At 63.4% G+C, this 25,808-nt stretch carries 28 protein-coding genes; 16 read left to right on the top strand and 12 right to left on the bottom strand.

Annotation, left to right across the window (positions count from 1 at the left end):
* Window positions 1-2 precede the first annotated feature (2 nt).
* The 4 genes from U9J33_RS01935 to U9J33_RS01920 all read left to right on the top strand — a co-directional run bounded on the left by U9J33_RS01935 (window position 3) and on the right by U9J33_RS01920 (window position 2,009).
* Entirely contained in the window at window positions 3-299 is a 297-nt protein-coding gene (locus tag U9J33_RS01935) for an RNA-binding S4 domain-containing protein (protein WP_054442041.1), read from the top strand.
* 15 nt (window positions 300-314) lie between these two features.
* A complete protein-coding gene (gene fdxA / locus U9J33_RS01930; RefSeq protein WP_054442042.1) occupies window positions 315-653 on the top strand; it encodes a ferredoxin FdxA in 339 nt (112 codons plus the stop codon).
* A gap of 343 nt (window positions 654-996) precedes the next feature.
* Window positions 997-1,530 carry a CarD family transcriptional regulator gene (locus U9J33_RS01925; RefSeq protein WP_054442043.1) on the top strand — a complete coding sequence of 178 codons (534 nt, stop codon included), beginning with the start codon at window positions 997-999 and terminating at the stop codon, window positions 1,528-1,530.
* Window positions 1,531-1,682: 152 nt separating this feature from the next.
* Window positions 1,683-2,009: a DUF6726 family protein gene (locus U9J33_RS01920; RefSeq protein WP_054442044.1), complete on the top strand. Its 327-nt coding sequence runs from the start codon at window positions 1,683-1,685 to the stop codon at window positions 2,007-2,009.
* A 6-nt stretch (window positions 2,010-2,015) separates the two neighbouring features.
* On the opposite strand, the gene U9J33_RS01915 is transcribed toward U9J33_RS01920, so the two are convergent.
* Entirely contained in the window at window positions 2,016-2,963 is a 948-nt protein-coding gene (locus tag U9J33_RS01915) for an L-threonylcarbamoyladenylate synthase (RefSeq protein ID WP_185998330.1), read from the bottom strand.
* A gap of 64 nt (window positions 2,964-3,027) precedes the next feature.
* Here U9J33_RS01915 and U9J33_RS01910 point away from each other — a divergent pair, with 64 nt between their 5' ends.
* Window positions 3,028-4,776, top strand: coding sequence for an acyl-CoA dehydrogenase (locus tag U9J33_RS01910; protein ID WP_324697500.1), 1,749 nt, complete (start codon window positions 3,028-3,030; stop codon window positions 4,774-4,776).
* Entirely contained in the window at window positions 4,773-5,600 is an 828-nt protein-coding gene (locus tag U9J33_RS01905) for a DUF815 domain-containing protein (RefSeq protein WP_054442046.1), read from the top strand. The genes U9J33_RS01910 and U9J33_RS01905 overlap by 4 nt, the downstream gene beginning before the upstream one ends.
* A gap of 100 nt (window positions 5,601-5,700) precedes the next feature.
* On the opposite strand, the gene U9J33_RS01900 is transcribed toward U9J33_RS01905, so the two are convergent.
* Window positions 5,701-7,188 carry a PQQ-dependent sugar dehydrogenase gene (locus U9J33_RS01900; protein ID WP_132468623.1) on the bottom strand — a complete coding sequence of 496 codons (1,488 nt, stop codon included), beginning with the start codon at window positions 7,186-7,188 and terminating at the stop codon, window positions 5,701-5,703.
* A gap of 61 nt (window positions 7,189-7,249) precedes the next feature.
* On the opposite strand from U9J33_RS01900, the gene U9J33_RS01895 reads away from it, so the two are divergent.
* Both U9J33_RS01895 and U9J33_RS01890 read left to right on the top strand, forming a co-directional pair.
* Window positions 7,250-7,732 (top strand): GAF domain-containing protein, encoded by a 483-nt coding sequence (locus tag U9J33_RS01895; protein WP_054442047.1) that lies wholly within the window; start codon window positions 7,250-7,252, stop codon window positions 7,730-7,732.
* A 123-nt stretch (window positions 7,733-7,855) separates the two neighbouring features.
* Window positions 7,856-8,518, top strand: coding sequence for a glycine zipper 2TM domain-containing protein (locus tag U9J33_RS01890; RefSeq protein ID WP_324697496.1), 663 nt, complete (start codon window positions 7,856-7,858; stop codon window positions 8,516-8,518).
* Window positions 8,519-8,588: 70 nt separating this feature from the next.
* On the opposite strand, the gene U9J33_RS01885 is transcribed toward U9J33_RS01890, so the two are convergent.
* The 6 genes from U9J33_RS01885 to U9J33_RS01860 all read right to left on the bottom strand — a co-directional run bounded on the left by U9J33_RS01885 (window position 8,589) and on the right by U9J33_RS01860 (window position 14,485).
* Window positions 8,589-9,572, bottom strand: a complete 984-nt coding sequence (locus tag U9J33_RS01885) for a ParB/RepB/Spo0J family partition protein (RefSeq protein ID WP_324697494.1) — start codon at window positions 9,570-9,572, stop codon at window positions 8,589-8,591.
* A complete protein-coding gene (locus tag U9J33_RS01880) occupies window positions 9,569-10,345 on the bottom strand; it encodes a ParA family protein (protein WP_054442050.1) in 777 nt (258 codons plus the stop codon). The genes U9J33_RS01885 and U9J33_RS01880 overlap by 4 nt, the downstream gene beginning before the upstream one ends.
* On the bottom strand, window positions 10,342-10,980 hold the full coding sequence (gene rsmG / locus U9J33_RS01875; RefSeq protein WP_324697492.1) for a 16S rRNA (guanine(527)-N(7))-methyltransferase RsmG: 639 nt from the start codon (window positions 10,978-10,980) through the stop codon (window positions 10,342-10,344). The genes U9J33_RS01880 and rsmG overlap by 4 nt, the downstream gene beginning before the upstream one ends.
* Window positions 10,977-12,824 carry a tRNA uridine-5-carboxymethylaminomethyl(34) synthesis enzyme MnmG gene (gene mnmG / locus U9J33_RS01870; RefSeq protein ID WP_324697490.1) on the bottom strand — a complete coding sequence of 616 codons (1,848 nt, stop codon included), beginning with the start codon at window positions 12,822-12,824 and terminating at the stop codon, window positions 10,977-10,979. Before mnmG ends, rsmG begins: the two co-directional genes overlap by 4 nt.
* A gap of 67 nt (window positions 12,825-12,891) precedes the next feature.
* Complete coding sequence (gene mnmE, locus U9J33_RS01865) at window positions 12,892-14,169, bottom strand: tRNA uridine-5-carboxymethylaminomethyl(34) synthesis GTPase MnmE (RefSeq protein WP_324697488.1); 1,278 nt, start codon at window positions 14,167-14,169, stop codon at window positions 12,892-12,894.
* Between the two features lie 55 nt (window positions 14,170-14,224).
* Window positions 14,225-14,485, bottom strand: coding sequence for a DUF6489 family protein (locus U9J33_RS01860; RefSeq protein ID WP_054442054.1), 261 nt, complete (start codon window positions 14,483-14,485; stop codon window positions 14,225-14,227).
* 137 nt (window positions 14,486-14,622) lie between these two features.
* Here U9J33_RS01860 and U9J33_RS01855 point away from each other — a divergent pair, with 137 nt between their 5' ends.
* The 3 genes from U9J33_RS01855 to U9J33_RS01845 are packed head-to-tail and all read left to right on the top strand — an operon-like array spanning window position 14,623 to window position 17,903.
* Window positions 14,623-15,318, top strand: coding sequence for a dienelactone hydrolase family protein (locus U9J33_RS01855; protein WP_324697485.1), 696 nt, complete (start codon window positions 14,623-14,625; stop codon window positions 15,316-15,318).
* Between the two features lie 4 nt (window positions 15,319-15,322).
* Window positions 15,323-16,909 carry an FMN-binding glutamate synthase family protein gene (locus tag U9J33_RS01850; RefSeq protein ID WP_324697483.1) on the top strand — a complete coding sequence of 529 codons (1,587 nt, stop codon included), beginning with the start codon at window positions 15,323-15,325 and terminating at the stop codon, window positions 16,907-16,909.
* Window positions 16,910-16,934: 25 nt separating this feature from the next.
* Entirely contained in the window at window positions 16,935-17,903 is a 969-nt protein-coding gene (locus tag U9J33_RS01845) for a quinone oxidoreductase (RefSeq protein WP_324697481.1), read from the top strand.
* A gap of 87 nt (window positions 17,904-17,990) precedes the next feature.
* On the opposite strand, the gene U9J33_RS01840 is transcribed toward U9J33_RS01845, so the two are convergent.
* The 4 genes from U9J33_RS01840 to hemE form a co-directional block, all read right to left on the bottom strand.
* Window positions 17,991-18,668: a TerC family protein gene (locus U9J33_RS01840; protein ID WP_132468695.1), complete on the bottom strand. Its 678-nt coding sequence runs from the start codon at window positions 18,666-18,668 to the stop codon at window positions 17,991-17,993.
* Window positions 18,669-18,719: 51 nt separating this feature from the next.
* Window positions 18,720-19,976, bottom strand: a complete 1,257-nt coding sequence (rho, locus tag U9J33_RS01835) for a transcription termination factor Rho (protein WP_054442058.1) — start codon at window positions 19,974-19,976, stop codon at window positions 18,720-18,722.
* 237 nt (window positions 19,977-20,213) lie between these two features.
* Window positions 20,214-20,657 (bottom strand): CopD family protein, encoded by a 444-nt coding sequence (locus tag U9J33_RS01830; RefSeq protein ID WP_324697479.1) that lies wholly within the window; start codon window positions 20,655-20,657, stop codon window positions 20,214-20,216.
* 110 nt (window positions 20,658-20,767) lie between these two features.
* Window positions 20,768-21,793 carry a uroporphyrinogen decarboxylase gene (gene hemE / locus U9J33_RS01825; RefSeq protein WP_324697477.1) on the bottom strand — a complete coding sequence of 342 codons (1,026 nt, stop codon included), beginning with the start codon at window positions 21,791-21,793 and terminating at the stop codon, window positions 20,768-20,770.
* A 356-nt stretch (window positions 21,794-22,149) separates the two neighbouring features.
* Here hemE and U9J33_RS01820 point away from each other — a divergent pair, with 356 nt between their 5' ends.
* The 5 genes from U9J33_RS01820 to dnaQ are packed head-to-tail and all read left to right on the top strand — an operon-like array spanning window position 22,150 to window position 25,790.
* Window positions 22,150-22,995, top strand: coding sequence for a pyruvate, water dikinase regulatory protein (locus U9J33_RS01820; RefSeq protein WP_324697475.1), 846 nt, complete (start codon window positions 22,150-22,152; stop codon window positions 22,993-22,995).
* 32 nt (window positions 22,996-23,027) lie between these two features.
* Window positions 23,028-23,612 carry a Maf family protein gene (locus U9J33_RS01815; RefSeq protein ID WP_324697473.1) on the top strand — a complete coding sequence of 195 codons (585 nt, stop codon included), beginning with the start codon at window positions 23,028-23,030 and terminating at the stop codon, window positions 23,610-23,612.
* A complete protein-coding gene (locus U9J33_RS01810; RefSeq protein ID WP_324697470.1) occupies window positions 23,609-24,466 on the top strand; it encodes a shikimate dehydrogenase in 858 nt (285 codons plus the stop codon). The genes U9J33_RS01815 and U9J33_RS01810 overlap by 4 nt, the downstream gene beginning before the upstream one ends.
* Window positions 24,463-25,056, top strand: coding sequence for a dephospho-CoA kinase (gene coaE, locus U9J33_RS01805; RefSeq protein ID WP_324697468.1), 594 nt, complete (start codon window positions 24,463-24,465; stop codon window positions 25,054-25,056). Before U9J33_RS01810 ends, coaE begins: the two co-directional genes overlap by 4 nt.
* A gap of 50 nt (window positions 25,057-25,106) precedes the next feature.
* Window positions 25,107-25,790 (top strand): DNA polymerase III subunit epsilon, encoded by a 684-nt coding sequence (gene dnaQ / locus U9J33_RS01800; RefSeq protein WP_054442064.1) that lies wholly within the window; start codon window positions 25,107-25,109, stop codon window positions 25,788-25,790.
* Window positions 25,791-25,808 lie beyond the last annotated feature (18 nt).

Raw genomic sequence — 25,808 nt, 5'->3', positions numbered from 1 at the left:
GAATGAGGATCGACAAGCTTCTCTGGTTCCTGCGCCTCACCAAAACGCGCCCCCTTGCCCAGGCGATGGCGGAAGATGGCCATATCCGGCTCAACGGCCGCCGCGTCGAACGGGCCCATCAGAAGGTCGGGCCGGGCGATGTGCTCACCGTTCCGACAGCTGGAGGCGTCCGGGTGATAGAAATCCTTTCCCTTCCGGAGCGCCGCGGCCCTGCCCCCGAGGTGCAAGCCTGCTACAGAGTGCTTGACGCGGGGGCCGATGTTCCCATAGCAGCGGCCAACCGAAACGAGGCCTTCTAAGAGGAATACGCAGCCATGACCTATGTCGTCACCGACAATTGCATCCGGTGCAAGTACATGGATTGCGTCGAAGTCTGTCCGGTGGACTGCTTCTACGAAGGCGAGAACATGCTGGTCATCAATCCCAGCGAATGCATCGACTGCGGCGTCTGCGAGCCTGAGTGCCCCGCCGAAGCGATCCTGCCCGATACCGAGAGCGGGCTTGAGCAGTGGCTCGAACTGAACGCCAAGTATTCGGCGGAATGGCCCAACCTCACCACCAAGAAGGACGCGCCGGAAGACGCGGACGAAATGCGCGGCGAGGAAGGAAAGCTCGAAAAATATTTCTCGCCCGAGCCCGGCGAAGGCGACTGATCTTCGACACGGAACCTTGCGCCAGGGAACCGGTTTCCCTAGCGTATTAGGCACTTGGCGGGCCCTCCTGACCCGCATCGGCACACCCTGGGGCGGGCAACGGCTAACCGTTAGCTCGCCTCTGGTAATTTTATCACATCGATGCTATATAATACCCCAACTGCCCGGGCCTTCTGCCCGTTTGGCAGGCATTTTCATTGCGAGGCAGGGTTCGAAAAGCAAACGGCTGGGAGAGTAATCTGACCGGGCGGCGAAGGCGCTTTTGCGTTTTCACAGTCGCATCCACCCGGGTTTCTCTCACCGTAGGTATGGCAACGAACCTCTGCAGGTGAAAGGACGATACATGGCAACCAGGGCCGATGCCTTCGATGTTGGAGATTACGTCGTTTATCCCAAGCACGGCGTAGGCCGTGTGATCGAGTTGCAGAAGCAGGAAATTGCCGGGATGCAGCTCGACCTCTACGTGCTGCGTTTCGAAAAAGAGCGCATGACCCTGCGCGTTCCTGTGAACAAGGTCGAATCGATCGGCATGCGCAAGCTGTCGTCGGACAAGACCCTGCGCGAAGCTCTCGACACGCTCAAGGGCAAGCCCAAGGTAAAGCGCACCATGTGGTCGCGCCGCGCCCAGGAGTATGAAGCCAAGATCAACTCGGGCGATCTCGTTTCGATCGCCGAAGTGACCCGCGACCTGTTCCGTGCCGACGATCAGCCGGAACAGAGCTATTCCGAACGTCAGATCTTCGAAGCGGCTTCGTCGCGTCTGGCCCGCGAACTCGCGGCCATGGAAAAGACCGATGAACCGGCAGCTCTGAAGAAGATCCTCGCGATCCTCAACGAGTATGCGCCGAAGTACTACGAGAGCGCTGAAGCAGTCTGAACAGACGCAGGGCTACTCGCACGCAAAGGGGCCGCTTCCTTCCCGGAAGCGGCCCCTTTCGTTTGCGCTTTGTCGGCATGACGGCCTGCCCGCAATGATGGAGATATCGATGTTCATTGCCGCGACAGTCTTGTCATGAGAGCCTGTCCGCGATGAACCCACGCGCCCTGCCCTTTCTGGCTCCCGCCGCCGCCCTCTTGCTGTCCGGTTGCCTCAGCACCGCAGGCAAGATCGTGACCGCCCCCGTCCGCGTTGCAGGCTCGGCGGTCGACGCCGTGACAACGAGCCAGTCGGAAGCGGATGAGAAACGCGGCCGCCGGATGCGGGAGCAGGAGGAGAAGCTGGGGAAGATGCAGCGGCAGTACCAGAAGCACTTGCGCCAGTGCGATCGGGGAGACCGCCAGGCCTGCAACAAGGCCCGCGATGACTATGCCGAAATGCAGTACCTCATGCCTGGCGCGGTACAGCAGAGGCGCTGAGCCCGATCAGGCGGCTGCCCGGCTCAACCTGTCATTGATTGCTGCCCCGACACCCTCACCGGGAATCGGCGCCACCGCGATGCGGGGCTGATCCGCCGCCGCACCTTCATGCAGGAGCGCATAGAGCCGCGAAGCCGCTTCGATGAGGTCTCCCGAAGGCGACAGGCTTACATCCCCCGCCACTTTGCCGAAGCCGATATGGAATTCGTCCTGCTCCGCCATATCGGCATTCAGCCTGACCGGCTTGCCCGGGGCATAGTGGCTCGCGAGCTGTCCCGGAGCCTCGATGGCCTGTGACGTCACGGCGTCGCTATCGACACCCAGAATCTCGCGGATATGCGCTTCGGGAATCGGTCCCGGCCGAAGCACTTGCCAACGCCCCTCTTCGCGCAGCGCCACGATCGTGGATTCCACGCCCGCTTCGCAGGCACCGCCATCGACAACCGCGTCGACATTTCCGCCAAGCGAGGCCACCACATGCTCCGCACATGTCGGACTCACCCCGCCGCTCCGGTTCGCCGACGGGCCGGCAAGCGCCAGGCCCGATTCCGCGATCACCGCCCGCATCACCGGGTGGGCCGGACAGCGCAAGGCAACGGTCGGCAAGCCCGCGGTGACTGCGGCCGCAACCGGCGCGCCTTCACGCAGCGGCAGTACCATGGTCAGCGCACCCGGCCAGAACGCCCGCGCCAGGCGCAGCGCCCGCTCGTCGAAATCCGCAAGCGCCTGCGCCGATGCAAGGTCGGCGATGTGCACGATCAGGGGATTGAAACTGGGACGGCCCTTGGCGCGGTAGATCGCTGCCACCGATTCATCCCGGTCCGCGCGCGCGGTGAGCCCGTAGACAGTCTCCGTCGGCACTGCCACCAGCCTGCCTTCGCGCAGCAGATGCGCGGCACGCTCTACACCAGCTTGATCTGCCGCCAGCAGTTCGGGTCCGAGGTTGCGCTCCATAGTTCGCCGCTATAGCGCACGACCCGGAAAGCCAAGAAAAACCGCGCAGAGGATGATTGACCAGATGACCTACACGCCCCCCAGCACCGACCAGATCCTGGCGCTGCGCGTCAATGCCGGAATGGAGGAGCTTGCCGCCGCCGAACGCTTCGCCGATGCCAGCCCCGACGTCGTGCAGGCCGTGGTGGAAGGCGCCGGCGCCTTCGCGGCAGGCGAATGGGCTCCGCTCAACCGCAAGGGCGATACGGAGGGCGCTCGGATCGTCGAAGGCAAGGTCGTGCTGCCTGAAGGCTTCATGCAGGCCTATCGCGATTTCGTGGATGCTGGCTGGAATGCGGTTTCGGCGCCCGAAGAGTTCGGCGGACAGGGCCTCCCCCTCTCGCTTGCGGTTGCAGCGCTGGAATGCCTCGGCAGCGCCAACATGGGCTTCTCGCTGCTGCCGATGCTCACGGTAGGCGCGATCGAAGCGCTGATTCACCATGGCAGCGAAGAGCAGCAGCGGCTCTATCTGCCGCGCGTCGTCAGCGGCGAGTGGTCGGGCACGATGAATCTCACGGAACCGCAGGCGGGTTCCGATGTCGGCGCACTGCGCACCACCGCCACGCCGATCGACGATGGCCCCCACGCCGGGAAGTACCGCATCGTCGGCCAGAAGATCTTCATCACCTGGGGCGAACACGAACTGGCCGAAAACATCGTCCATCTCGTTCTTGCCCGCACCCCCGGCGCCCCGGCCGGCTCGCGCGGAATATCGCTCTTCATCGTCCCGAAGTTCCACGTGGAACATGACGGCGCTCTTGGCGCCCGCAACGATCTCAAGGTCGTGAGTCTCGAACACAAGCTGGGCATCCATGCATCGCCCACTTGCGTCATGAGCTATGGCGACAATGGCGAATGCATCGGCGAACTCATCGGTGCGGAGAACGAAGGCCTGCGCTGCATGTTCACGATGATGAACAACGCCCGCATCAATGTCGGCGCGCAAGGCGTCGAGATCGCCGAACGCGCCATGCAGCAGGCCATGGCCTATGCCGGTGAACGGGTGCAGTCAGCCCGCGCCGGTTCGGCAGACAAGACCCCGGTTCCCATTGCCGAGCACCCCGACGTGCGCCGGATGCTCCTGCGCATGCGCGCGCTCACCGAAGGCGGCCGCGCCCTGCTCTATTACGCAACCGGCCAGCTCGACAAGGCAAGCCTCGGCAGTGATCAAGCGCGCCTGCGTGCCGAATTGCTGGTGCCGCTGGTGAAGGCGTGGTGCACCGATATGGGGGTCGAAGTGGCCGGGATCGGCATACAGGTCCATGGCGGCATGGGCTTCATCGAGGAGACCGGCGCCGCCCAGCATTACCGCGATGCCCGCATCGCCCCGATCTATGAAGGTACCAACGGCATTCAGGCCGCCGATCTGGTTACCCGCAAGCTCGGCATGGAGCGCGGCGGCGTGTTCTTCGCGCTGATGGACGACATCCACGCCTATGCCACCGATCACGGCGTGCTGGCACTGCAGGAACTCGCCGAGTCTTGCCGCCAGACTGCCGAACACCTGATCGATCCCGGTAGCCTGGACGATCGACTGGCCGCCAGCGTCCCTTTCCTCAACGCCTGCGCCATTGCCGTTGCAGGATGGCAGCTTCGCCGACAGGCCGATGCCCTCCCCTCCGCAGACGTACCCCTTGCTTTCGCAAAGCGGAAAAAGGTGGTCGCCCGGTACTTTATCGAGCATCTGGTGCCCGAAGCCATGGGTGACCTCGCCCAGGCCCAGAAGGGTGCGAGCCTTCTCTACGAACTGACGAGCGAAGAATTGACAGCATGACCGACCAGATCGAAGTTCTCAGCCGCATCGCCCAGGCCCTCGAACGTCTGGCGCCGCCCCCTGCCGCGCCAGTGGATTGGCTCGCCCATCCCGCCTACGTCTGGACCGGGGCCGAAGCCCGCGGCGTGGCCGAACTTCTCGCGCCGCCGCTGGACCTGCTGCGCGGCATCGATTCCCAGAAAGAACGCGTGGTCGGCAATGTCGAGCGTCTGGCCGCCGGCTATGCCGCTCACGACATGTTGCTCTGGGGCTCGCGCGGGATGGGCAAGTCCGCTGTGATGCGCGCGTCGATCCGGGCGGCCCAGGCCGCCCATCCGGGCCGCATCGCGCTGGTGCAAGTGGCGCAGGAGGCCCTTCACGGCGTGACCACCCTCTTCGCCCTGCTTGGCAAGGTGGATCGCCAGTTCCTCGTCTTCATCGACGATCTCGGATTCGAGGAGAACGACGGCGCTGGACCGCGCCTGCTGCGTTCGTGGCTGGAGGGTGGCGTCGAGGCTCGGCCGAACAACGTGCGCCTTGCCGTTACGGCCAACCGCCGGGCCATCGTCTCCCGCTCGATGTCCGAGCAGGACGATCCGATCAACACCCGCGATGTGGTGGACGACCGGCTTGCCCTTGCCGATCGGTTCGGACTCTCCATCGGCTTCCACAATTGCGACCAGCCTTCCTACCTCGCGATCATCGAAGGCTATACCCGCCAGTTCGGCCTGGCTTTCGACGAGCATGACGCGCTGGAATGGTCGCGCCGCCGGGGCGCTCGTTCGGGCCGCGTGGCCTGGCAGTATGTTACGGAAGTGGCCGGCCGTGCCGGAAAGGTGATCTGACGGAGCGCTTCGCCGAAGCGCCCGCTTTCTCTCCTCTATTCATTCTTGCAAAAAGGGGGCCTTTCGGCCCCCTTTTCTTGTTCGCGATCTCGAGGCCCGGTCAGGGCAGCAGCTTGTCGGGCTCCTTCTTGAACCCCGCTTCCAGCCCGCCGACGGCGCCCGGAACCGTGGGGTCCTTGATTTCCTCCAGCGGCTTGAGGTGCTCGGTCTCCACAAGCTTGATCGCTTCGGAGGGCTTTGCACCGGGCGACTGCACGCGCCAGATCGTGCCTGCCGTATCGTCGCTCACGAGCAGGCTGCCGGTCTTGTCCCATGCCAGCCAGGTCGGGCGACCATGCGTATGCGAATCGTCCTTGAGGAAGCCGGTAAGCACCGGAACCGGCTTCACGTCCTGCGGGTTGCCGTTGGCGTCGAACGGCACGAAGACCACGTCGTAGCCCACGGCAGGGCGGCGATTCCAGGAACCGTGGCGAGCGATGAAGGCCCCGTTCGCGAACCTGGTGCCCATGAGGTTGCCGCCATTGGCAAAGACCATGCCGAGCACGCTGGCATGAGCGCCCATCGCATATTCGGGCTTGCGGGTATATTCGAGCATGTAGGTCTGCATCGGCCACTGGACACGCTCATCGAACGTCGTCTTCCAGTAGACCCAGGGCCAACCATACTGCGCGCCCACCGGGACATTGGTGAAATAGTCAGGCACGAGATCCGGGCCGAGCATGTCGCGCTCCTGCACCGTGGCCCACATCTCTCCCGTCGAAGGGTTCCAGCCCAGTCCATTGGGATTGCGCATCCCGGCCGCGAACTGGCGCCGACGGCCGGTATCGATATCGATCTCCCAGATTGCGGCGCGCCCGGTTTCGGCTTCCATGCCGTCATCGGCGATATTGGTTGCAGAACCGACGGTGACATAGAGCTGCTTGCCGTCCTGGCTCAGAAGCAGGTTGCGCATCCAGTGGTTGCCGCCCGCAGGCAGGTCCATCAGCTTGCGAAGGGGCTTTCCGTCGAGCCTGGTGGCGCCGGGCTGGAAGGCGAATTCAAGAACCTGGTCGTGATTGGCGATGTAGAGCCGGCCGTTCTGATAGGCCATCCCGGAAGGCGAATGCATGTCCTGGCTGCGGAAGTCGAAGCGCTGCTCCGCCTTCCCGTCGCCATCGGCATCGCGCAGCAGGACGATCTTGTCGGGCGAAGCCTCACCGGCGCCGACCTTGTTGAACATCCAGCCCATCACCATGCCGGTCAGCCCCTTGGGCTTGTTGCCGGCAGGCGCATTGGTTTCCGTGACCAGCACGTCGCCATTGGGCAGAGTCAGCATGGTGCGGGGGTGATCGAGCCCTTCGGCGAAGCGTGCCACGGCCAGGCCCTGCCCTGCCTTGGGTGCCTCATTGGCAGCCCAGCCCACGGTTTCGACCAGCTTGACGCTGGGAATCCATTGCGGGTCAGGCTCTACCAGCTTGGGGTCCTTACCCACCGTGTCACTGAACGGCAGGTCGGACGTGTTGGAGTACTGGGCCCAGGCGATCACCCCGACAATGGCGAGGATGACGACAACGAGGGCTAGGGCGACTTTCGTGAGGATCGAGCGCATGAAGCTGAAATAAGCCGGTGGCGCCTAGGCGGCAACAAGGACTTGGAGTAACGGATGCGTCATGTACGACTTTGCTCCCCGGGGCGACCAGCCCAAGCCCGAACTCTACGCCGATCTCGCCGCCGCCGCCCGCGCGCTTGTCGAAGGCGAGCCTGACGGCATCGCCAACATGGCGAACCTCGCCGCGCTGATCTGGCAGTTTGTGCCCGATCTCAATTGGGCCGGATTCTATCGCAACCTGCAGGACGAACTGGTTCTTGGGCCTTTCGTGGGCAAGCCCGCCTGCATTCGCATTCCGTTTGGCCAAGGCGTCTGCGGCGCAGCTGCCGCAAGCGGCGAGACTCAGGTCGTGCCGGACGTCCACGCCTTCCCCGGCCACATCGCCTGCGACGCCGACAGCCGCTCCGAACTCGTGGTGCCGGTGATCCGCGAAGGACGCGTGATCGCGGTTATCGATCTGGACAGCCCGACCGCCGGCCGCTTCGATGAAGCCGATGCGGCGGGGATGCAGACACTCGCCGGGATCGTCGCCAACGCCATCTGAACATCGCCCTGCCCCGAAACGGGACAGGGAAGACCGATACTTGGTTTTTCACGCATCGCGATGCTAAATTTTGCGTTAACGAATGGACTTTGATCCTCCGTCGTTCGCGAAAGGGTGCATCCGATGCGTAACACTTTCTGCGCCGCCACCATCGCGGCGCTCAGCCTGCTTGCCTCGCCCGTCTCCGCGCGCGATGCATCCCAGGATCTTCCCCGCTATGTCCCGGTGCCCGCACCTTATGGCAGCGCGCAAGCGCAGCCGGGCTTCGACCCGGCGGCACGGGACGCCTGGCTCGCGGATTGCCGCCAGCGCGTGGGATCGCGCGATTCGGGTGTTGGCGGCGCACTTATTGGCGGCGCCATCGGCGGATTGGCCGGTAATCGCATCGCCGGGCGGGGCAATCGCACTGTGGGAACGATCGCCGGAGCCGCAATGGGGGCCGTGGCCGGTGCCGCGATCGACAAGTCGGAAGATCGCGCCCGTGCCCGCGACGAATGCGAAGCCTATCTCGACGATTACTACGCGCGCTATACACAGAGCGCGGGCACCTATGCCGGCTACGGTGCCGGCTATGCCTATCCCGCGAATGCACCCACCTATGGCTACGCCGCGCAGGGATGCTGCATGAGCCAACCGGTCGCGATGGTTCCCGTCGCGCATCCGCAATGCACCGAAACCGTCGAATACGTCTACGAGGACGTCCCCGTGCGTCCTGCTCGTCGCACGATCCCCCGCCGCGCCAAAGCAGTGCCTGACAAGCGGGTGAAGATCACGCCGACGAGTTAAGAGAAAAGCGCTGTGCGGGCCTACCCCGCACAGCGCCTTGATACGTTCATGCCTGAAGCGACCGCGTCGCTCAGATAGCGCCGCCGGTGAGGCGCTGGCAGATGAGATCGAGCTGATCCAGCGTGGCGTAGCGAATCGTCACCGTACCGGACTTCGGATCGGCATCGGCATTGATCTTCACCGGCAGCCCCAGGAACTCCTCAAGATGCCCCTGAACGGCCGCGATATCCGCGTCGTCATGTGAGCTGCGCGCGGCGCGTGCACGACGCGGCGCAACATCTCCGCGTGCCTTCTTCCGCACCAGCTTCTCGATCTCGCGCACGGACATCTGCTTGGCGATGGCCGATTCGGCGATCTCTTCAGCATCGTCGCAGCCGATCAGCGCGCGGGCATGGCCCATCGACAGATTGCCTTTCTCGACCATCGAGATGACACCGTCCGGCAACGCAAGCAGGCGCTGGAAGTTCGCAACGTGACTGCGGCTCTTGTCGACCATGCGGGCGATCTCGGCCTGAGTCATACCCTCGAATTCGGCAAGGCGATTGTACGCCCGCGCTTCTTCGATGGGATTGAGATCCTCTCGCTGAAGGTTCTCGATCAGGGCCAGGGCCATGACCTCGCGCTCGGTCAGTTCGCGGACGAGCGCCGGAATCTCGTGAAGCTGCGCCTTCTGGGCGGCACGCCAGCGGCGTTCGCCTGCGACGAGCTGGTACCGGCCGTTGTCCATCGGACGCACGATGATGGGCTGGATAACCCCGCGATGCGCGATCGATGCGGCCAGTTCTTCCAGCGCCTCTTCGTCGAAGATGCGGCGCGGCTGATCGGGGTGCGGCGTGATGTCGGCAATGGCCAGCACGGCAAGGCCCCCTGCCCGTGGCAACGGCGGCCGGCCATCCGCGCTCGGAGAGCCAAGCGGCTCTTCACGGCGCGTTTCACCCAGGAGCGCACCGAGACCGCGTCCCAACCCCTTGGGCTTCTGCTTTGGCGCGGCTGCGGCAGCCACCGGATTGTGGGCGGGGGGTACGCTGATGCGCACGATGGAATCGTCGTTCATGCCGCTTTCCTCTTTTCGGGCAGTCGGGTGATAAGTTCGCGCGCCAGGGCCATGTAGGCTCGGCTACCGGCACAGGCATGATCGTAGATCAATGCCGGAACACCGTGGCTGGGCGCTTCGGAAAGGCGCACGTTACGCGGGATGGTGGTTTCGAAGACAAGCTGCCCAAGGCACGAGCGCACATCCTCCGAAACCTGATCTGTCAGGCGGTTACGGCGATCGAACATGGTCAGCGCAATGCCGATAATACCCAGATCCGGGTTGAAACGCTGCTGAACCCGCTCCACCGTCTGAAGAAGCTGACTGAGCCCTTCAAGGGCAAAAAACTCGCACTGGAGCGGCACCAGCAGGGTATCGGCTGCGGTAAGCGCGTTGAGAGTGAGCAGGCCGAGCGACGGCGGGCAATCGATCAGGCAGACATCGTAGCCAAGGTCGCCTCGCAAGGCGTTCCGCAGGCGATTGGCACGATCGTCCGCGTTCACCAGTTCAACTTCGGCGCCAGAGAGATCGACCGTGGCTGCCAGGAGATCGAGGCCCGGTATCTTGGTCGGCATCACGCAATCCGCCACCCGCACCCGGTCGACCAGAACGTCATAGGAAGTTCGGTCGCGCTCGGAAGCCGATACGCCAATCCCGGTAGAGGCATTGCCCTGCGGATCGAGGTCGATCAGCAGGGTATTCCAACCGGTTGCAGCCAGCGCGGTCGCGACGTTGATCGCGGTAGTGGTCTTCCCGACTCCGCCCTTCTGGTTGGCGATGGCGATACGGATCACTTGGTCATACCCTTCCTGTCAGCCAGGGTGCCGACAATGATGCCTGCCTGCGGGTCCGTCAGGGACTGTTCCACGTGGAACATGTGCCGCCACTTGCGAAGGTCGTCCAATTCTTGCTTTGCCGACCGCCCCTTCGGCAACAGCCAAACCGTGTCGCTTGTGGAAAAACGAGCGGATAATGTCAGAAGCTTTTCCAATGGCGCAAATGCGCGTGCGGAAATGACGCCCACGGGAACGGATTCGACAAGTTCGAGTCGCTGGCCGACCACACGTGCCTTTTCCAGCCCCATCGCGATTCGAGCCCGGTCGAGCCATTCGATTCGCCGATTGCGCGATTCAACCATGACCACTTCGCATTCGGGCCGAAGTGCCGCGATTACCAGTCCGGGGAACCCTGCACCGGTGCCAAGATCCAGCCAAGGCGATGTTCCACGTGGAACATGTGGTAGCAACTGGGCACTGTCCACGATATGGCGCAGCCAGACCTGATCGAGGCTGGCAGCCGATACGAGGTTCTGCTGACGGTTCTCCTCCACCAGCATTGCGACCAGCGTTTCCAGACGCACCCAAGCATCGTCATCACATTCTGGAAGGGCGCGGAGCCAGTCCCTTGCTTCGTCTTCGGTAATTATCACGCCGCCTCCCTGCGGGCATGGACCAGCAACGCTGCCAGCGCTGCCGGAGTGATTCCGGGTATCCGTCCGGCCGCTGCCAGAGTTGCGGGACGCGCCTTGGTCAGCCGTTCGACCATCTCGCGCGAAAGTCCGGCGATCTCGGCGTAAGGGAAATTCTCGGGCAAGGGCAGAGATTCGCTGGCGCGAAGTTCGCGCAACTCACGCTCCTGCCGCTCGAGATAGGGCGCGTAAGCCGCATCCTCGACCATCTCTTCGACGAGAGTCTCATCACCCAGCAAGCCCTCGTCGATCCAGGAAGACAGGCCGTCAAGGTCCACACCGCCGAAGCGCAACCATTCACGGATCGGCAAGCGGCCGATATCGACGCGGACCGGCAATCCCGCGTTGGCGAGATCGTTGGCGGAAACCGTCGCATCAAAAGCTTCGTCGATGCGCGCTCTCGCTTCGAGCCTTGCATCGAACCACGCCTGACGCTCGGCCCCGGCAGCTCCAATCTCAATCGCGAGCGGAGTAAGACGCGTCGTGGCATTATTGGCGCGCAGACGAAGCCGATACTCGGCGCGCGCTGTCAGCATACGATAGGGTTCGCTCACGCCTTGCAGGGTGAGGTCGTCGATCATCACCGCCATGTAGCTGTTCGCACGGTCCAGCGCGGGACCATCGCGGCCGAGGACGACCGAAGCGGCGTGCATGCCTGCAACCAGCCCCTGCGCCGCCGCCTCTTCGTAACCGGTGGTGCCATTGATCTGCCCGGCACAATAGACTCCGGGGATGTCGCGAATTTCCAGGCTCGTCCGCAAGGCGCGCGGATCGATATGGTCATACTCCACCGCATACCCCGGCACGACCATCTCGACCCGTTCCAGTCCTTCCATCGTGCGCAGCATCTGAAGCTGCACATCGGCAGGCAGCGAGGTGCTTACGCCATTGGGATAGACGAGCGGGTTATCAAGCCCTTCCGGCTCAAGAAAGATCTGATGGCCATCCCGATCGGCGAACCGGTGAATCTTGTCCTCGATCGATGGACAATACCGCGGCCCCTGCGCGCCGATGGCACCGGTGAAGAGCGGCGAGCGATGCAGGTTTTCGCGGATGACGTCATGCGTGCGCGGGTTGGTCCGGGTGATCGCGCAGAATACCTGCGGGACGGTGCGCCCCCGCCCCATCGCCGACATGGTCCAGTCTTCGCCATCGGACGGCTGCTCATCGAGACGAGCCCAGTCGATGGTTCGCCCGTCAAGACGCGGCGGGGTACCCGTCTTCAGACGCGCCATCGGCAGCGCCGCATCCCTGAGCTGCGCCGCCAGCCTCTGCGCGGAGGCCTCTCCGATACGCCCGCCCGTAAGCCGTTCCTCTCCCCGGAAAAGGGTTCCGCCGAGGAACGTGCCGGTGCAAAGAACCACGGCCCGCGCGTCAAGCCGGGTGCCGTCGGCAAGATCGATGCCGACTGCCCTGCCCTGCTCAAGGACCAGCGCGGACGCTTCGCCGGCAACAAGAGTCAGGTCACCCTGCTCCTTCAGAAGCCGGTGAATCGCCGCCCGGAACAGTTTGCGGTCGGCCTGGACGCGCGGCCCTTGAACCGCGCTCCCCTTCGAGCGATTGAGCATCCGGTAATGGATCGCGGCGGCATCGGCAGCGCGCGCAATCAATCCATCGAAGGCATCGACCTCCCGCACGAGATGGCCCTTGCCCAGTCCGCCAATGGCCGGGTTGCAGCTCATGGCCCCAACCGCGTCGAGATCGAAGCTCACCAGTGCGACACGCGCACCCATGCGCGCGGCGACAGCAGCCGCCTCGCAGCCGGCATGACCGCCGCCGATCACGATTACGTCGAAAGAATGCATGGCCCACGCGCTTACCCGAAGCGATGACTCCCGTCAAAGCGCCTCGAATGTTTCACGTGGAACATGCTCATTTGCCGATACAGAAACGTCCGAACAAGGCGTCCAGCATGTCCTCCGTCGTCGCCCGGCCGATCAATGCGTCAAAGCTCAATCGGGCCAGCCGCAGTGCCTCGGCCACCAGCAGTGGATCGCTCTCCTGCGCGGCCGCTCCGATTGCCCGTTCGGCTTCAGCCACAAGCGCATACTGCCGCCGGTTGAGTGCGGCTTCACCGGGACGCGGCATCGCCTTCGAGGCCGTTTCGATGAGATCGCGGCGGAGGTCGTCGACCCCCTCCCCCGTGACCGCCGAAACGCGGTGACGGGGCGCCCGCTTCTGTTCCACGTGAAACACGTCAGCACGGGCGGCAATCTCCCAGCATCCTTCCGGACCTTCCTGTTCCGGCCCGAGCCAGAGCACGAGGTCCGCCCGGTCCAGTTCGGCCCGCGCCCGCGAAATACCGATCGCTTCGATCTCGTCTCCGGTCTCATCGCGAAGGCCCGCCGTATCGCCGAAGACGAAAGGAACGCCGCCGAGCGACACAACACGGGTCAACACGTCCCGCGTCGTGCCGGCGTGGGGAGAGGTGATCGCTGCGTCATCCTCGACCAGCGCATTGAACAGGGTGCTCTTCCCGGCATTCGGCGGCCCGGCAAGAACGACCCGAAAACCTTCCCGCAGCACTTCTGCACGCGGCCGCGAAAGCCAGCCCGCCAGTTCGCCGCGCAGCATGGCGAGACCGGCGAGAAAGTCCTGCGGAAGATCGGAAACGTCGTCTTCGTCGCCAAAGTCGAGCACGGCTTCCACCGAAGCAGACGCGCGCAGCACACGCTCACGCCAGGCTTCTACCTGAAGCGAAAATGCCCCTCCCGCCATCGCAAGCGCGCTGCGACGCTGAAGCTCGGTTTCCGCCGAAAGCAGATCTGCAAGGCCCTCCGCCTCGGCCAGATCGATGCGCCCATTGGCAAAGGCACGGCGCGTAAACTCGCCCAGAACCGCTCGCCGCAAGCCGGGCACGTCGGATAGCGCGGCTTCGACCGCTGCCACCACGGCCCTGCCGCCATGCAGATGAAGTTCGGCAAGGTCTTCACCGGTAGCCGTGGCCGGTCCGGGAAACCATAGTATCAGGGCCTGGTCGAGTATGGTGCCATCGGCACCGCGCAGCCGCCGATAGCTGGCGCGGCGCGGATCGGGCAGCGAGCCAGCCAAAGCGACAAGCGCCGCCCCCGCGTCAGGTCCGCTGATGCGGACTACGCCGATGGCGGCAGGAGGAGAACCGCTGGAAAGCGCGAAAATCGTGTCGGGCATAAAGCCCGCTACCGCAGAGCCGCCCCGAGGTGAACCCCCGGACGACGCCCAGGCTCTAGCTATCCTTCTTCGGCTTGCTGCCGCTCATCGCCATGGCAGCACCGCTTTCAAGGAATTGCTGGAACAGCTTGAGCCCGAACTGTCCCATAGGCGCAACCTGCTTGGTCAGTTCCTGGAGCTGGTCGAAATTGCCCACGCCCTGCATGGCCTTGGCCAGCGCGTCCACATAGACCTCGTTGGCCTTGGTGACGTCGGGTAGACCGAGGAACCGCCGGGCCTCTTCAGGCGAGCATTCGACCTCGACATTGACCTTCATCCCGGCCTCCCTTTTGGAATTTCTGTACCTTGCGTGACACATGGCGATGGCAAAGTCCATCGCTCGTGCCTACCCTCGACCTAAACGCATATCGGGGCCAAAAGGCTTCGAGAGTGCATTTCCCAGGAGAGTCTCCCATGACCAATACAGACATCCCGACGCTCGACGGCGACGGCATGATCCCCGCCTATATCGCTCGCCCCGAAGGCACGCCGCGCGGTGCGGTCATCGTCCAGCAGGAAATCTTCGGCGTCGATGCCGGCATCCGCCAGAAGGCGGATAGCTGGGCCGCCAAGGGCTACCTCGCCGTCGCGCCGGACACCTTCTGGCGCCAGAAGCCCGGCATCGAACTGAGCCCCTATGTCGAGGAGGAATTCAACCAGGCCATCGGCCACATGATGGCCCATGACTTCGATCTCGGAATCCGCGACCTTGAGGCGGTGATCCACTGGATCCGCCGCGAGGAAGGCGTGCCGAAGATCGGGCTTGTCGGTTTCTGCATGGGTGGCCGCATTGCCTACATGGTCGCCGCCCGTACCGACATCGATGCCTCGGTCGGCTACTATGGCGTGATGATCGACCAGATGCTGAACGAGAAGCACGCGATCGCCCGTCCGCTCATGCTGCACATCCCCACCGCTGATCACTTCGTGGACGCCGCCGCGCAGAAGACCATCCACGAAGGGCTGGACGATCATCCGCGCGTCACCCTATGGGACTACGAAGGCCTGGACCACGGCTTCGCCGCCGAAATCGGCGCCCGCCGCGACGAAGCCGGCGCAGCGCTCGCCGATGGACGAACCGAGGCCTTCTTCGCGGAGCATATCGGTTAAGCCGATGACGGTGGCCCCGCGCTATGCCGTGCCGCTTGCAGTCGTGACTCTCACGGCCCTGAGCTGGCTCGTTCCGTCATGGCGCTGGGCGCTGGTGCTGATGGTGCCGGTCCTGCTGCTGACTCTCTGGGACTTCCTGCAGGACCGCCACGCACTCCGGCGAAACTATCCGCTGATTGCGCGCGTGCGCTGGCTGTTCGAGGACTTACGGCCCTATCTGCGCGCCTATGTCGTCGAGGGAGACCGCGAAGGCCGCCCCTTCACCATCGAGGAGCGCAGCCTTGTCTATGCGCGTGCCAAGGGTGACATATCCTCGCACCCGATGGGCACTGAGCTCGATGTCTATTCCGACGAATACGAATGGCTCGGCCATTCGATCGCACCGAACGAAAAAGCGCCTGAATCATGGCGCGTGAAGATCGGGGGCGACCAGTGCGCGAAGCCTTACGAGAGCGCGCTGCTCAATATTTCGGCCATGAGCTTCGGCTCGCTTTCGGCCAATGCCATCGAAGCGCTCAACAAGGGTGCCGCGCTGGGCGGCTTCGCGCATGACACCGGCGAAGGATCGATCAGCCGCTACCACCGCACTTATGGCGGCGATCTGATCTGGGAACTGGGCAGCGGCTACTTCGGATGCCGTCACAAGGATGGCAGCTTCGATCCGGATCTCTTCGCAGAGCAGGCGCAGAGCGATCAGGTCAAGATGGTCGAGATCAAGCTGAGCCAGGGCGCCAAGCCCGGCCACGGCGGCGTACTGCCCGGCCCCAAGGTCACGCCCGAGATTGCCGAGGCCCGCAAGGTCGAAGTCGGCGAGGACTGCCTGTCGCCCGCGGCCCATTCCGCATTTTCAACGCCCATCGAACTGCTCCAGTGGCTCGAACAGCTGCGCAAACTTTCGGGTGGCAAACCTGCAGGCATGAAGCTCTGTGTCGGCCAGCCGCATGAAGTCATGGCGCTGGTCAAGGCCATGCTGGAAACCGGAATCACACCGGACTTCATCGTCGTGGACGGTGCCGAGGGCGGGACCGGCGCCGCGCCGCAGGAACTTACCGACAATGTCGGCATGCCGCTGCGGGAAGGGCTGACGCTGATGCGCAATGCCCTTGTGGGTGCCAACCTGAAGGACAGGATCCGCCTCGGTGCTTCGGGCAAGGTCCATTCCGGTGCCGGCATGGCCCGTGCCTTCGCGCTTGGGGCGGACTGGTGCAATGCCGCCCGCGCCTTCATGTTCTCGCTCGGCTGCGTGCAATCGATGAAATGCCACACCGGCGAATGTCCAACCGGCGTTGCCACCCAGGTCGCCTGGCGCCAGCGCGGACTCGTGGTCGAGGATAAGGCGGAACGCGTTGCCCGGTTCCAGAAGGAAACATTGAAATCCCTCCGCGAGATTGTCGTCGCCATGGGCTATGACAGTCCCTGGGGCCTCAACCAGCACGACATGTACCAGCGGATAGACAGCGCCAAGGCCGGACCACTGGACGAAGTGTACCGTTTCCTGAAACCCGGCGAACTGCTCGCCGACCCCGAATCCACCCCCTACGCCCGCGCCTGGAACGTCGCCCGGGCGGACACGTTCAGACGCGTGTTCTGAACGCAAATTCCAAGGACTTGCCAACATGACCACCGGATACAGGATGATCGCCCGAAGCCATGGCGGCCCCGAAGTGATCGAGCGGGAGGATTTCGAAGTCCCCTGCCCCGGTCCCGGCGAATTGCTGATCGAGACCGAAGCGGTCGGACTCAACTTCATCGACACTTACTACCGCAAGGGACTCTATGCCGACCCGTTGCCGATCAAGCTCGGATCGGAAAGCGTCGGAAGGATCATCGCGCTTGGCACCGACGTGGCCGGCTTTTCGCCGGGTGAGCGTGTCGGCACGACTTATGCCGGCGGGGCCTATGCCACGCACCGCATTGTGAAGGCGGCGCAGGCCATGCCCATCCCCGACACGATCGCTCCGGAGATTGCGGCAGCCGTCATGCTCAAGGGACTCACCGCCTGCTATCTCGCGGAAGAGACATATGCCGCCGGAAAGGGCGATGTCGCACTGGTGCATTCGGCGGCCGGGGGAGTCGGTTCGCTACTGGTGCCATGGCTGCTGGATAAAGGCGCAACCGTGATCGCCCACTCGGGCAGCGCCGAAAAGGCGGCGCAGGTTCCAGGCGAGCACTCCCTCCATTGCGATTTCAGCGAATTGCCCGAAGCCATCCGCGAGATCACCAGGGGCGAGATGTGCCATGTGGTCTATGACGGCGTCGGCGCGGCATCCTGGTCCGCATCGCTCGCTTCGCTCCGCAAGCGCGGATTCATGGTGACTTACGGAAATGCCTCGGGACCGGTTCCCGCGATTGCGCCGCTGGACCTGATGAAAGCGGGATCGATCTACCTCACCCGCCCGACCCTTGCCGACTACATCGCCACGCCGGAGCAGCTCGCCGTCAGCGCAGGGAAGCTGTTCGACCGGATCGCCGCCGGGATTCTCAGGCCCCATATCGGCCAGACCTACCGGTTGGAGGATGCCGCCGAGGCCCACCGCGCGCTGGAGAGCCGGGCTACCACAGGGTCCACGGTGCTGGTGCCTTGAACGAATTGGAGAGCCTGTGAGGGGCAATCGTCTCCGGAACATCGATCAAAAAGAAAAGGGCCCGGAAATCCGGGCCCTTTTCATTCGTCAGATCAGCGTGATGATCCCGAGCTGCGGGTCTACCCACCCCTCATAGATCATCTTTGCCGCCACATAGAGGATCACCGCAAGGCCGATCCAGGCTATCCAGCGATAGCGTTCGATGTAGCGCGCAATGAAGTTCGCGGCGACGCCCATGAGGGCCACTGCGAAGACCAGGCCCACGATCAGGATGCCGGGATGATCGCGCGCCGCGCCGGCTACGCCGAGCACGTTGTCGATCGACATCGAGATGTCCGCCACCGCAACCGAAATTGCCGCTCCGGCAAAGCTCTTGGCAGGCTTGAGGCCGGAACTCTCGTCACCCTCGATTTCCGGTGAGCCGGGGGAATGTTCACCGCCGTGAAGCTCGCGGTACATCTTCCACGCGACCCAGAGCAGCAGCAATCCGCCAGCGAAGATCAGCCCGACAAGGCCGAGCAGCCAGGTCACGACAAGCGCGAAACCGATGCGCAGCACCAACGCTGCGATCACGCCGATGGCGATGACCTTCTTGCGCTGGTCGGCAGGAAGCCCCGCTGCCAGGGCGCCGACGACGATGGCATTGTCGCCCGCCAATACCACGTCGATCATCAGCACCTGAAGGAACGCCGACATGGCTGCCGGCGTCCCAAGGTTCGAGAAATCGTTGACGATATGCTGCCAGATCTCCGCCGGACCTCCCATCGAGGAGGTAGCGACAAGTGTCTGCAGGATGCTCAAGCCGGGACTCCCCGCTTACTGGTTCATCGTCGAGAAGAAGTCCTCGTTGGTCTTCGAGTCCTTCATCTTGTCGAGCAGGAACTCCATCGCATCGACGGTGCCCATCTGCATGAGAATACGGCGAAGGACCCACATCTTGGTGAGCTGGTCCTTGGGAACCAGCAGCTCTTCCTTGCGGGTGCCCGACTTGCCGACATCGAGCGCCGGGAAGATGCGCTTGTCCGCCACCTTGCGATCAAGGACGATTTCCGAGTTACCGGTGCCCTTGAACTCTTCGAAGATGACTTCGTCCATGCGGCTGCCGGTGTCGATCAGGGCCGTAGCGATGATCGAGAGCGAACCGCCCTCCTCGATGTTGCGCGCGGCGCCGAAGAAGCGCTTGGGGCGCTGCAGGGCGTTGGCGTCGACACCACCGGTCAGCACCTTCCCCGAGCTGGGCACCACGGTGTTGTAGGCGCGGCCGAGACGGGTGATCGAGTCCAGCAGGATCACGACGTCGCGCTTGTGCTCGACGAGGCGCTTGGCCTTCTCGATCACCATTTCGGCGACCTGGACGTGGCGCTGGGCGGGTTCGTCGAAGGTGGAGGAGATGACCTCGCCCTTCACCGAGCGCTGCATGTCGGTGACTTCTTCCGGGCGCTCGTCGACGAGCAGCACGAGAAGGAAGACTTCCGGATGGTTGTCAGTGATGGCCTTGGCCATGTTCTGCAACAGCACGGTTTTGCCGGTGCGCGGCGGGGCCACGATCAGGGCGCGCTGGCCCTTGCCCTGCGGCGAAATGAGATCGATCACGCGGGCCGACTTGTCCTTGACCGTGGGGTCGAGGCTGTCGAGCTTCAGGCGCTGATCGGGGTAGAGCGGTGTCAGGTTGTCGAAGTTGACGCGGTGGCGCACCACGTCGGGATCGTCGAAGTTGACGCTGATGAGCTTGGTGATGGCGAAGTAACGCTCGCCGTCGCGGGGAGCACGGATCTCGCCTTCGACGGTATCGCCGGTGCGCAGGCCCCATTTACGGACCTGGTTGGGCGAGACGTAGATATCGTCAGGACCGGCAAGATAATTCGCCTCGGGGCTGCGCAGGAAGCCGAAGCCATCGGTGAGAACCTCTATGGTGCCCTGCCCGATGATTTCCTCACCGTCTTCAGCCACTTCCTTGAGGATGGCGAACATGAGGTCCTGGCGGCGCAGCGTCGACGCGCCTTCCACGCCGAGTTCCTCGGCCATTTCGACCAGATCGGCCGACGTTTTCTTCTTGAGTTCTTTAAGGTGCATCTTGTCTGGATTCCGGATGGAAAATGGGTGTCGGCCGGCGGGATCGTTGGGCTTGGGGAAAGCGGATCCGGGCAAGCGAAAGGGCTCGCCGCCCTGTGCCGGAACAAGGCTCAGATAAGCTCTGGGCAGCTTTGGGTCAACGAGTCATCTGCGGGACGGCGTGTGGCCGGGCTGAATCGAGATTCCCGCAGTGCCCGAGCGGCAAGTGATGCTTTTGGACGATGAATCGCCCGATCGTCAGAACGGCTTCACGACCACCAGAATAACGATCACTACTGCTGCAAGTCCGGGAATTTCATTGAGCAGGCGCAGTTTCCGGCCCGTTAGCGGCCGTTCGCCCTTTGCCAGCTTCTTGCCGTAACCGACCAACCACCCATGGTAGCCCGACAGGCCCAGTACGAAGAGCAGCTTGGTATGAAGCCAGCCTTCGCTCCATGCCCCCATCGCAGAGGCGGTAGCGATGCCGAGCACCCATACCAGGACCAGCGACGGGGTGAGGATGATCTTGCGAAGCTTGGATTCGCGATCGATCCAGCGCGCTTCTTCGGCCGAGCCGGGCTCTGATTCCTGATGGTAGACGAAATAGCGCGGCAGCATGAACAGGCCGGCCATCCAGAAGATCACGAAAATGACGTGTCCGGCCTTGAGCCAGAGATAAAGCATGGAAAGCACTTCCTGCATGGGCAGCACGAGTCTCGATGAATCCGGAAGGCGACCTCCTGCACGCTCGCCCGGATTCGGGCAAGCCGATTCCGGGGCGAGTCAGGCGGTTGGTCGTTTTGGCGCGGATTCTACCGCGACCAGGCGCGCACGATGCCTAGCAGTCGCTCGACATTTTCGATCGGCGTGAACTGGCCGATGCCGTGTCCGAGATTGAAGACATGCGGCCGGTCGGCGAAAGCATCGAGCACGCGGTGAGTCTGAATCTCGAGATCGTTCCCACCCGAAAGCAGGAGAAGCGGATCGAGATTCCCTTGCACCGGAAGCCCGGCGGGAAGCTCTCTCGCCGCCCAGACCGGGTCTATCGTTTCATCGATTCCAACCGCGTCGACTCCGGTTTCACGGGCGTATGCCGGTAATTTTTCGCCGGCCCCCTTTGGGAATCCGATGACCGGAGTCTCGGGATGGCGTGCTTTCATCTCGGATACGATCTTCGCATTGGGGGCAATGACCCAACGTTCGAATTGGGCGGGAGAGAGTGATCCGGCCCATGAATCGAAGAGCTGGACGGCTTCCGCTCCGGCTTCGATCTGGCCACTGAGATATTCGACAGTCACCCCCACGATAGCCTGGATGATCGCCTCGAACGCCGCAGGGTCGCGATAGGCCATTGCCCGCGTCTCATGCTGATCCCGGCTGCCTTCGCCTGCGCACATGTAGGTTGCGACAGTCCACGGACTTCCGGCGAAGCCGAGCATGGTCTTGTCGGATTCGAGTCCGGCGCGGACTTTGCGGACGGTTTCGTAGATGGGAGTCAGGCGCTCGGGAACGGCGGTGAGATTCACCAGCGCGTGATCGACCAGGCGTGGAGTCAGCTTTGGGCCTTCACCGGCAAGGAACTGCAGATCCTGTCCCATCGCGTAAGGGACGATGAGGATGTCCGAGAAGAGGATCGCGCCGTCGAATCCGAAGCGGCGGATGGGCTGGAGCGTAATTTCGGCCGCAGCGTCGGTATCATAGACGAGCGCGAGGAATCCGCCCTTTTCGGCGCGAAGGGCGCGGTATTCGGGAAGGTATCTTCCGGCCTGGCGCATCAGCCAGATCGGGCGCTTGCTCGTGTTCGTTCCGCGCAGGTTTTCGAGAAGGAGGCCAGGCATCGAGATTCAGGTCCGATCAAAAAAATAAAGATTCTTAGAAGGATGATGGAGTCTGTTGGTCCTGTGGATATCGGGGACGATTGAATCTTGCCCGAATTATTCCACGGTGAACAGGTTCAAATCTGCGAAGCGACTCTCGATGGAGTCTGAGTCAAAGACTCTTTATCCCTGTTACCCACAGGGTGTGATTTGGATTTGAATCATGTTCGCAAGTCTGCCCGTTGAATCGGTTCAATGGGGAGGAAACCCGGGATCCGAGTTGTCACCGACCAGTCCCGTGGTTTATGCCCGGACGTATCCACAGGCCCCGGCGCCCTGCCGGCCGCCTTCCGTGAAAGACCCTGGAAAAGCCTCGCATGGCGCGATTTCACCTTCATTTGCTCTCGGATTCCACCGGCGAAACGCTCGAGATGATCGCGAAGGCGGCCCTCGCCCAGTTCGACGATTCAGACGTCCTGCGACATTTCTGGCCGATGGTCCGTTCACAGCAGCACCTAGACAGGATCATGGGCGAGATCGCCGCCAATCCCGGACTCGTCTTCTTCACCCTGGTGAACGAGGAAACGCGGGGAAAGCTGGAAGAACGCTGTCAGATTCTCGGCCTGCCGGCGATTGCCGTGCTGGATGGCGTGACGGATGCGCTGGAAGCCCTGCTCGGCCAGGAAGCCAAGGGGCGGCCCGGCCGCCAGCATCGGCTGGACGATGCCTATTTCGCGCGTGTCGATGCGATTCAGTTCACCATCGCCCATGACGACGGGATCGCCTGGGAGGAATGGGAAGAAGCGGATATCCTGCTGGCGGGCGTATCGCGCACCAGCAAGACGCCCACTTCGATCTATCTTGCCAATCGCGGATACAAGGTCGCCAATATCCCGATCGTGGTCGAAAGTCCGCCGCCTGCGGCCCTGTTCGGGCTCAAGCGGCCCATGGTGGTCGGGCTTACCACCGCGCCTGATCGGCTGATTCAAATCCGTCGCAACCGCCTGCTCTCGCTCAGCCAGTCTCCCGATACCGACTACGTGAAGACCGATAGGGTCGAGGATGAGCTGAAATATGCGCGGCGCATGTTCGCCGACAATTCCTGGCCGGTGATCGACGTGACCCGCCGTTCCATCGAGGAAACGGCGGCGGCGATCATCAATCTCTATAACGAGCGCAGGGCTTCGGGCCTGCAAGGCCCGCTTGGCCCCAAGCCCATCTGAATCCGCCGAATCCGAATCTCAGGAAATTGTCGATGATCGTCCTCGCGTCCCAGAGCGCCTCGCGGCGCGCCATGCTTGAAGCCGCCGCCATTCCTTTCCGCGCGCAACCCGCTCACGTCGATGAGCGGGCGCTCGAAGCGGAGCTGTCCGGCGCGGCGCCGGCCGAGATCGCCCTCGCCCTTGCCAAGGCCAAGGCGCTCGCGGTTTCGGCGGGCGCGCCCGGCCAGCTTGTGCTCGGCAGTGATTCCCTCGTCGAATGTGGCGGCCGCCGGTTCGACAAGCCGGAAAGCCGCGAATCTGCGGCGGAGCACCTGCGCTACTTTTCGGGCAAGATCATGAATCTCCACAGTGCGGCCGCACTCGCGCGTGACGGCGAAGTGATCTGGGCGGAGGATGCGGTTGCTTCGCTGCATGTGGTCGAGATGTCGGAGCCCTTCATCGCCGAATATCTCGATGCCGAATGGCCCGAAGTTGCCGGCTGTGTCGGCGTATTCCGCATCGAGGCGCGCGGCGTGCAGCTTTTCGAAGCGGTTGAGGGGGACTATTTCACCATTCTCGGCATGCCGCTGCTCAAGGTGCAGGCGGCGCTGCGCCGCCTGGGAGAAATCGCGAAATGAGCCTGCCTTATGCCGAAGTGATCGGCGACCCCATTGTCCAGTCGAAGTCGCCGATGATTCACGGATTCTGGCTCGAAAAGCTGGGAATCGAAGGACGCTACGATCGTCATCGCGTGCCCGCCGACGGGCTTGCCGCCTATCTGGCCGAGCGTCGTCTCGATACCGACTGGCGCGGCTGCAATGTCACCATGCCGCACAAGCTGGCGATTCTGCCGCTGCTGGACCGGCTCGATCCCCTCGCCGCGAAGATCGGCGCGGTGAACACCGTCGTGCGGGAGCAGGACGGGACTCTGACCGGCTATAACACCGATGCTCCGGGCTTCCTCGAGCCCCTGCGGGAGCGTCTCGAAGAAACGCACCTGTTCCGCATGGCGCGGATTCTCGGCACGGGCGGTGCCTCGCGCGCGATCGTTGCGGCGCTGGCGGAAAAGGGATTCGTCATCGTGCTCGCCGGCCGCGATCCGGCCAAGGCGCAGACGATGCTCGACGAACTCACCACGCAGAGCGATCATCACGCCATCGATCTCTCCCACTTCGCCGAACCCACCGATTTTGCCTTCGATGATCGCGAACGGTGTTTCGACGTGATCGTCAACGCCAGCCCGCTGGGCATGACCGGACAGCCGCCGCTCGCCTTCGACCTGTCGCATGCTCCGCCGCGCAGCGTTGCCTACGATATCGTCACCAGCCCCCTCGATACGCCGTTCCTGAAAGCCGCGCGCGAAGCGGGCTTCGATACCGTGGACGGTCTGGCGATGTTGATCGGCCAGGCCGATATCGCCTTCACCCATTTCTTCGGTGAGACACCGCCGCGCGAGCATGATTCCGAATTGCGCGGGCGCCTGCTGACATGACTCGGATGGTCCTTGGGCTCACCGGGTCGATCGGCATGGGAAAGTCGACCGTGGCAGCGATGTTTCGTGAACTGGGAGTGCCGGTCTTCGATGCCGATGCCGCCGTTCATGAGCTTCAGGGACCGGACGGCGCGCTCCTGCCCGCGATCGAGGCGGCGTTTCCCGGAACGACCGGCCCCGGCGGGGTGGAGCGGCAGAAGCTGGGCGCTGCCGTTTTCGGAAACAAGGATGCTCTTTCCCGGCTGGAAGGCGTCGTCCACCCTGCCGTTGCGGCGATGCGCGAGCAGTTCATGAGCGATCACGGCGCGAGTCCGCTGATCGTCTTCGACATTCCGCTGCTCTACGAAAAAGGCGGCCATCGAGGCCTTGGCGCGGTGGCGGTCGTGTCGGCCCCGGCGGAGACTCAACGCGAGCGCGTGCTGGCACGGCCGGGCATGACGGAAGACAGGTTCGAGCAGATTCTCGGCCTTCAGGTTCCCGATGCCGAGAAGCGGGCGCGCGCCGACTTTATCATCGATACCGGCACGTCGCTGGCGGAAACCCGCGATCAGGTGGAGCGCATCGTACATGCGTTGACCGAGTCAGAATAATCGCCTTCAGGGCCTTGCGAAGTGGGTCCGGCAGGCAGATATGGAGAGGGATGAGAGAGATCATCTTCGATACCGAAACCACAGGTTTCGACCCCAAGAGCGGGGACCGGATGGTGGAGATCGGCTGCATCGAGATGGTCAACCGGGTGCCTACCGGTCAAAGCTATCACGCCTATTTCAATCCAGAACGCGGCATGCCTGCAGAGGCGGAAGCCGTTCATGGCCTGTCGGACGCTTTCCTGTCCGACAAGCCGCTTTTCGCCCAGTGCGCAGAGGAATTCCTCGCTTTCATCGAGGACAGCCCGATGATCGCGCACAATGCCGCGTTCGACTTCAACTTCATCAACGCCGAACTGGCGCTCTGCGGGCATCCCGAGGTGAGCCGCGCGCGCATGGTGGATACCGTGGCCCTGGCCAAAGTCCGCCATCCGGGCGCCAAGCTGTCGCTCGATGCGCTTTGCACGCGCTACGGAATTGATCGAAGTCATCGTACCAAGCACGGCGCCTTGCTAGACGCCGAGCTGCTCGCGCAGGTCTATGTCGAGCTTCGCGGCGGTCGCCAGATCGGTCTCGAACTCGTCGCGGAAACCGCCGATATCGTGTCGGAAGCAAGGATTCTTGTTCGCAAGGACCGACCCTTCCGTCAACCGCGGCCCCACGCGGCGACCGAGGAGGAACTCAGCATCCACGCCGAATTCCTGAAGTCGGTCGATGCCCCGCTCTGGGGCGCCTGAATTCACAGCAGAGGAGTA

It is taken from the genome of Novosphingobium sp. RL4, from assembly GCF_035658495.1.
Lineage (GTDB): Bacteria > Pseudomonadota > Alphaproteobacteria > Sphingomonadales > Sphingomonadaceae > Novosphingobium.
This window is presented reverse-complemented; position numbering and strand designations above follow the sequence as displayed.

Excerpts from the sequence above, each read along its gene's own strand:
- U9J33_RS01935 (WP_054442041.1), top strand. The coding sequence starts at position 3 with ATGAGGATCGACAAGCTTCTCTGGTTCCTGCGCCTCACCAAAACGCGC.
- fdxA (WP_054442042.1), top strand. The coding sequence starts at position 315 with ATGACCTATGTCGTCACCGACAATTGCATCCGGTGCAAGTACATGGAT.
- U9J33_RS01925 (WP_054442043.1), top strand. The coding sequence starts at position 997 with ATGGCAACCAGGGCCGATGCCTTCGATGTTGGAGATTACGTCGTTTAT.
- U9J33_RS01920 (WP_054442044.1), top strand. The coding sequence starts at position 1,683 with ATGAACCCACGCGCCCTGCCCTTTCTGGCTCCCGCCGCCGCCCTCTTG.
- U9J33_RS01915 (WP_185998330.1), bottom strand. The coding sequence starts at position 2,963 with ATGGAGCGCAACCTCGGACCCGAACTGCTGGCGGCAGATCAAGCTGGT.
- U9J33_RS01910 (WP_324697500.1), top strand. The coding sequence starts at position 3,028 with ATGACCTACACGCCCCCCAGCACCGACCAGATCCTGGCGCTGCGCGTC.
- U9J33_RS01905 (WP_054442046.1), top strand. The coding sequence starts at position 4,773 with ATGACCGACCAGATCGAAGTTCTCAGCCGCATCGCCCAGGCCCTCGAA.
- U9J33_RS01900 (WP_132468623.1), bottom strand. The coding sequence starts at position 7,188 with ATGCGCTCGATCCTCACGAAAGTCGCCCTAGCCCTCGTTGTCGTCATC.
- U9J33_RS01895 (WP_054442047.1), top strand. The coding sequence starts at position 7,250 with ATGTACGACTTTGCTCCCCGGGGCGACCAGCCCAAGCCCGAACTCTAC.
- U9J33_RS01890 (WP_324697496.1), top strand. The coding sequence starts at position 7,856 with ATGCGTAACACTTTCTGCGCCGCCACCATCGCGGCGCTCAGCCTGCTT.
- U9J33_RS01885 (WP_324697494.1), bottom strand. The coding sequence starts at position 9,572 with ATGAACGACGATTCCATCGTGCGCATCAGCGTACCCCCCGCCCACAAT.
- mnmG (WP_324697490.1), bottom strand. The coding sequence starts at position 12,824 with ATGCATTCTTTCGACGTAATCGTGATCGGCGGCGGTCATGCCGGCTGC.
- mnmE (WP_324697488.1), bottom strand. The coding sequence starts at position 14,169 with ATGCCCGACACGATTTTCGCGCTTTCCAGCGGTTCTCCTCCTGCCGCC.
- U9J33_RS01860 (WP_054442054.1), bottom strand. The coding sequence starts at position 14,485 with ATGAAGGTCAATGTCGAGGTCGAATGCTCGCCTGAAGAGGCCCGGCGG.
- U9J33_RS01855 (WP_324697485.1), top strand. The coding sequence starts at position 14,623 with ATGACCAATACAGACATCCCGACGCTCGACGGCGACGGCATGATCCCC.
- U9J33_RS01850 (WP_324697483.1), top strand. The coding sequence starts at position 15,323 with ATGACGGTGGCCCCGCGCTATGCCGTGCCGCTTGCAGTCGTGACTCTC.
- U9J33_RS01845 (WP_324697481.1), top strand. The coding sequence starts at position 16,935 with ATGACCACCGGATACAGGATGATCGCCCGAAGCCATGGCGGCCCCGAA.
- U9J33_RS01840 (WP_132468695.1), bottom strand. The coding sequence starts at position 18,668 with ATGGGAGGTCCGGCGGAGATCTGGCAGCATATCGTCAACGATTTCTCG.
- rho (WP_054442058.1), bottom strand. The coding sequence starts at position 19,976 with ATGCACCTTAAAGAACTCAAGAAGAAAACGTCGGCCGATCTGGTCGAA.
- U9J33_RS01830 (WP_324697479.1), bottom strand. The coding sequence starts at position 20,657 with ATGCAGGAAGTGCTTTCCATGCTTTATCTCTGGCTCAAGGCCGGACAC.
- hemE (WP_324697477.1), bottom strand. The coding sequence starts at position 21,793 with ATGCCTGGCCTCCTTCTCGAAAACCTGCGCGGAACGAACACGAGCAAG.
- U9J33_RS01820 (WP_324697475.1), top strand. The coding sequence starts at position 22,150 with ATGGCGCGATTTCACCTTCATTTGCTCTCGGATTCCACCGGCGAAACG.
- U9J33_RS01815 (WP_324697473.1), top strand. The coding sequence starts at position 23,028 with ATGATCGTCCTCGCGTCCCAGAGCGCCTCGCGGCGCGCCATGCTTGAA.
- U9J33_RS01810 (WP_324697470.1), top strand. The coding sequence starts at position 23,609 with ATGAGCCTGCCTTATGCCGAAGTGATCGGCGACCCCATTGTCCAGTCG.
- coaE (WP_324697468.1), top strand. The coding sequence starts at position 24,463 with ATGACTCGGATGGTCCTTGGGCTCACCGGGTCGATCGGCATGGGAAAG.
- dnaQ (WP_054442064.1), top strand. The coding sequence starts at position 25,107 with ATGAGAGAGATCATCTTCGATACCGAAACCACAGGTTTCGACCCCAAG.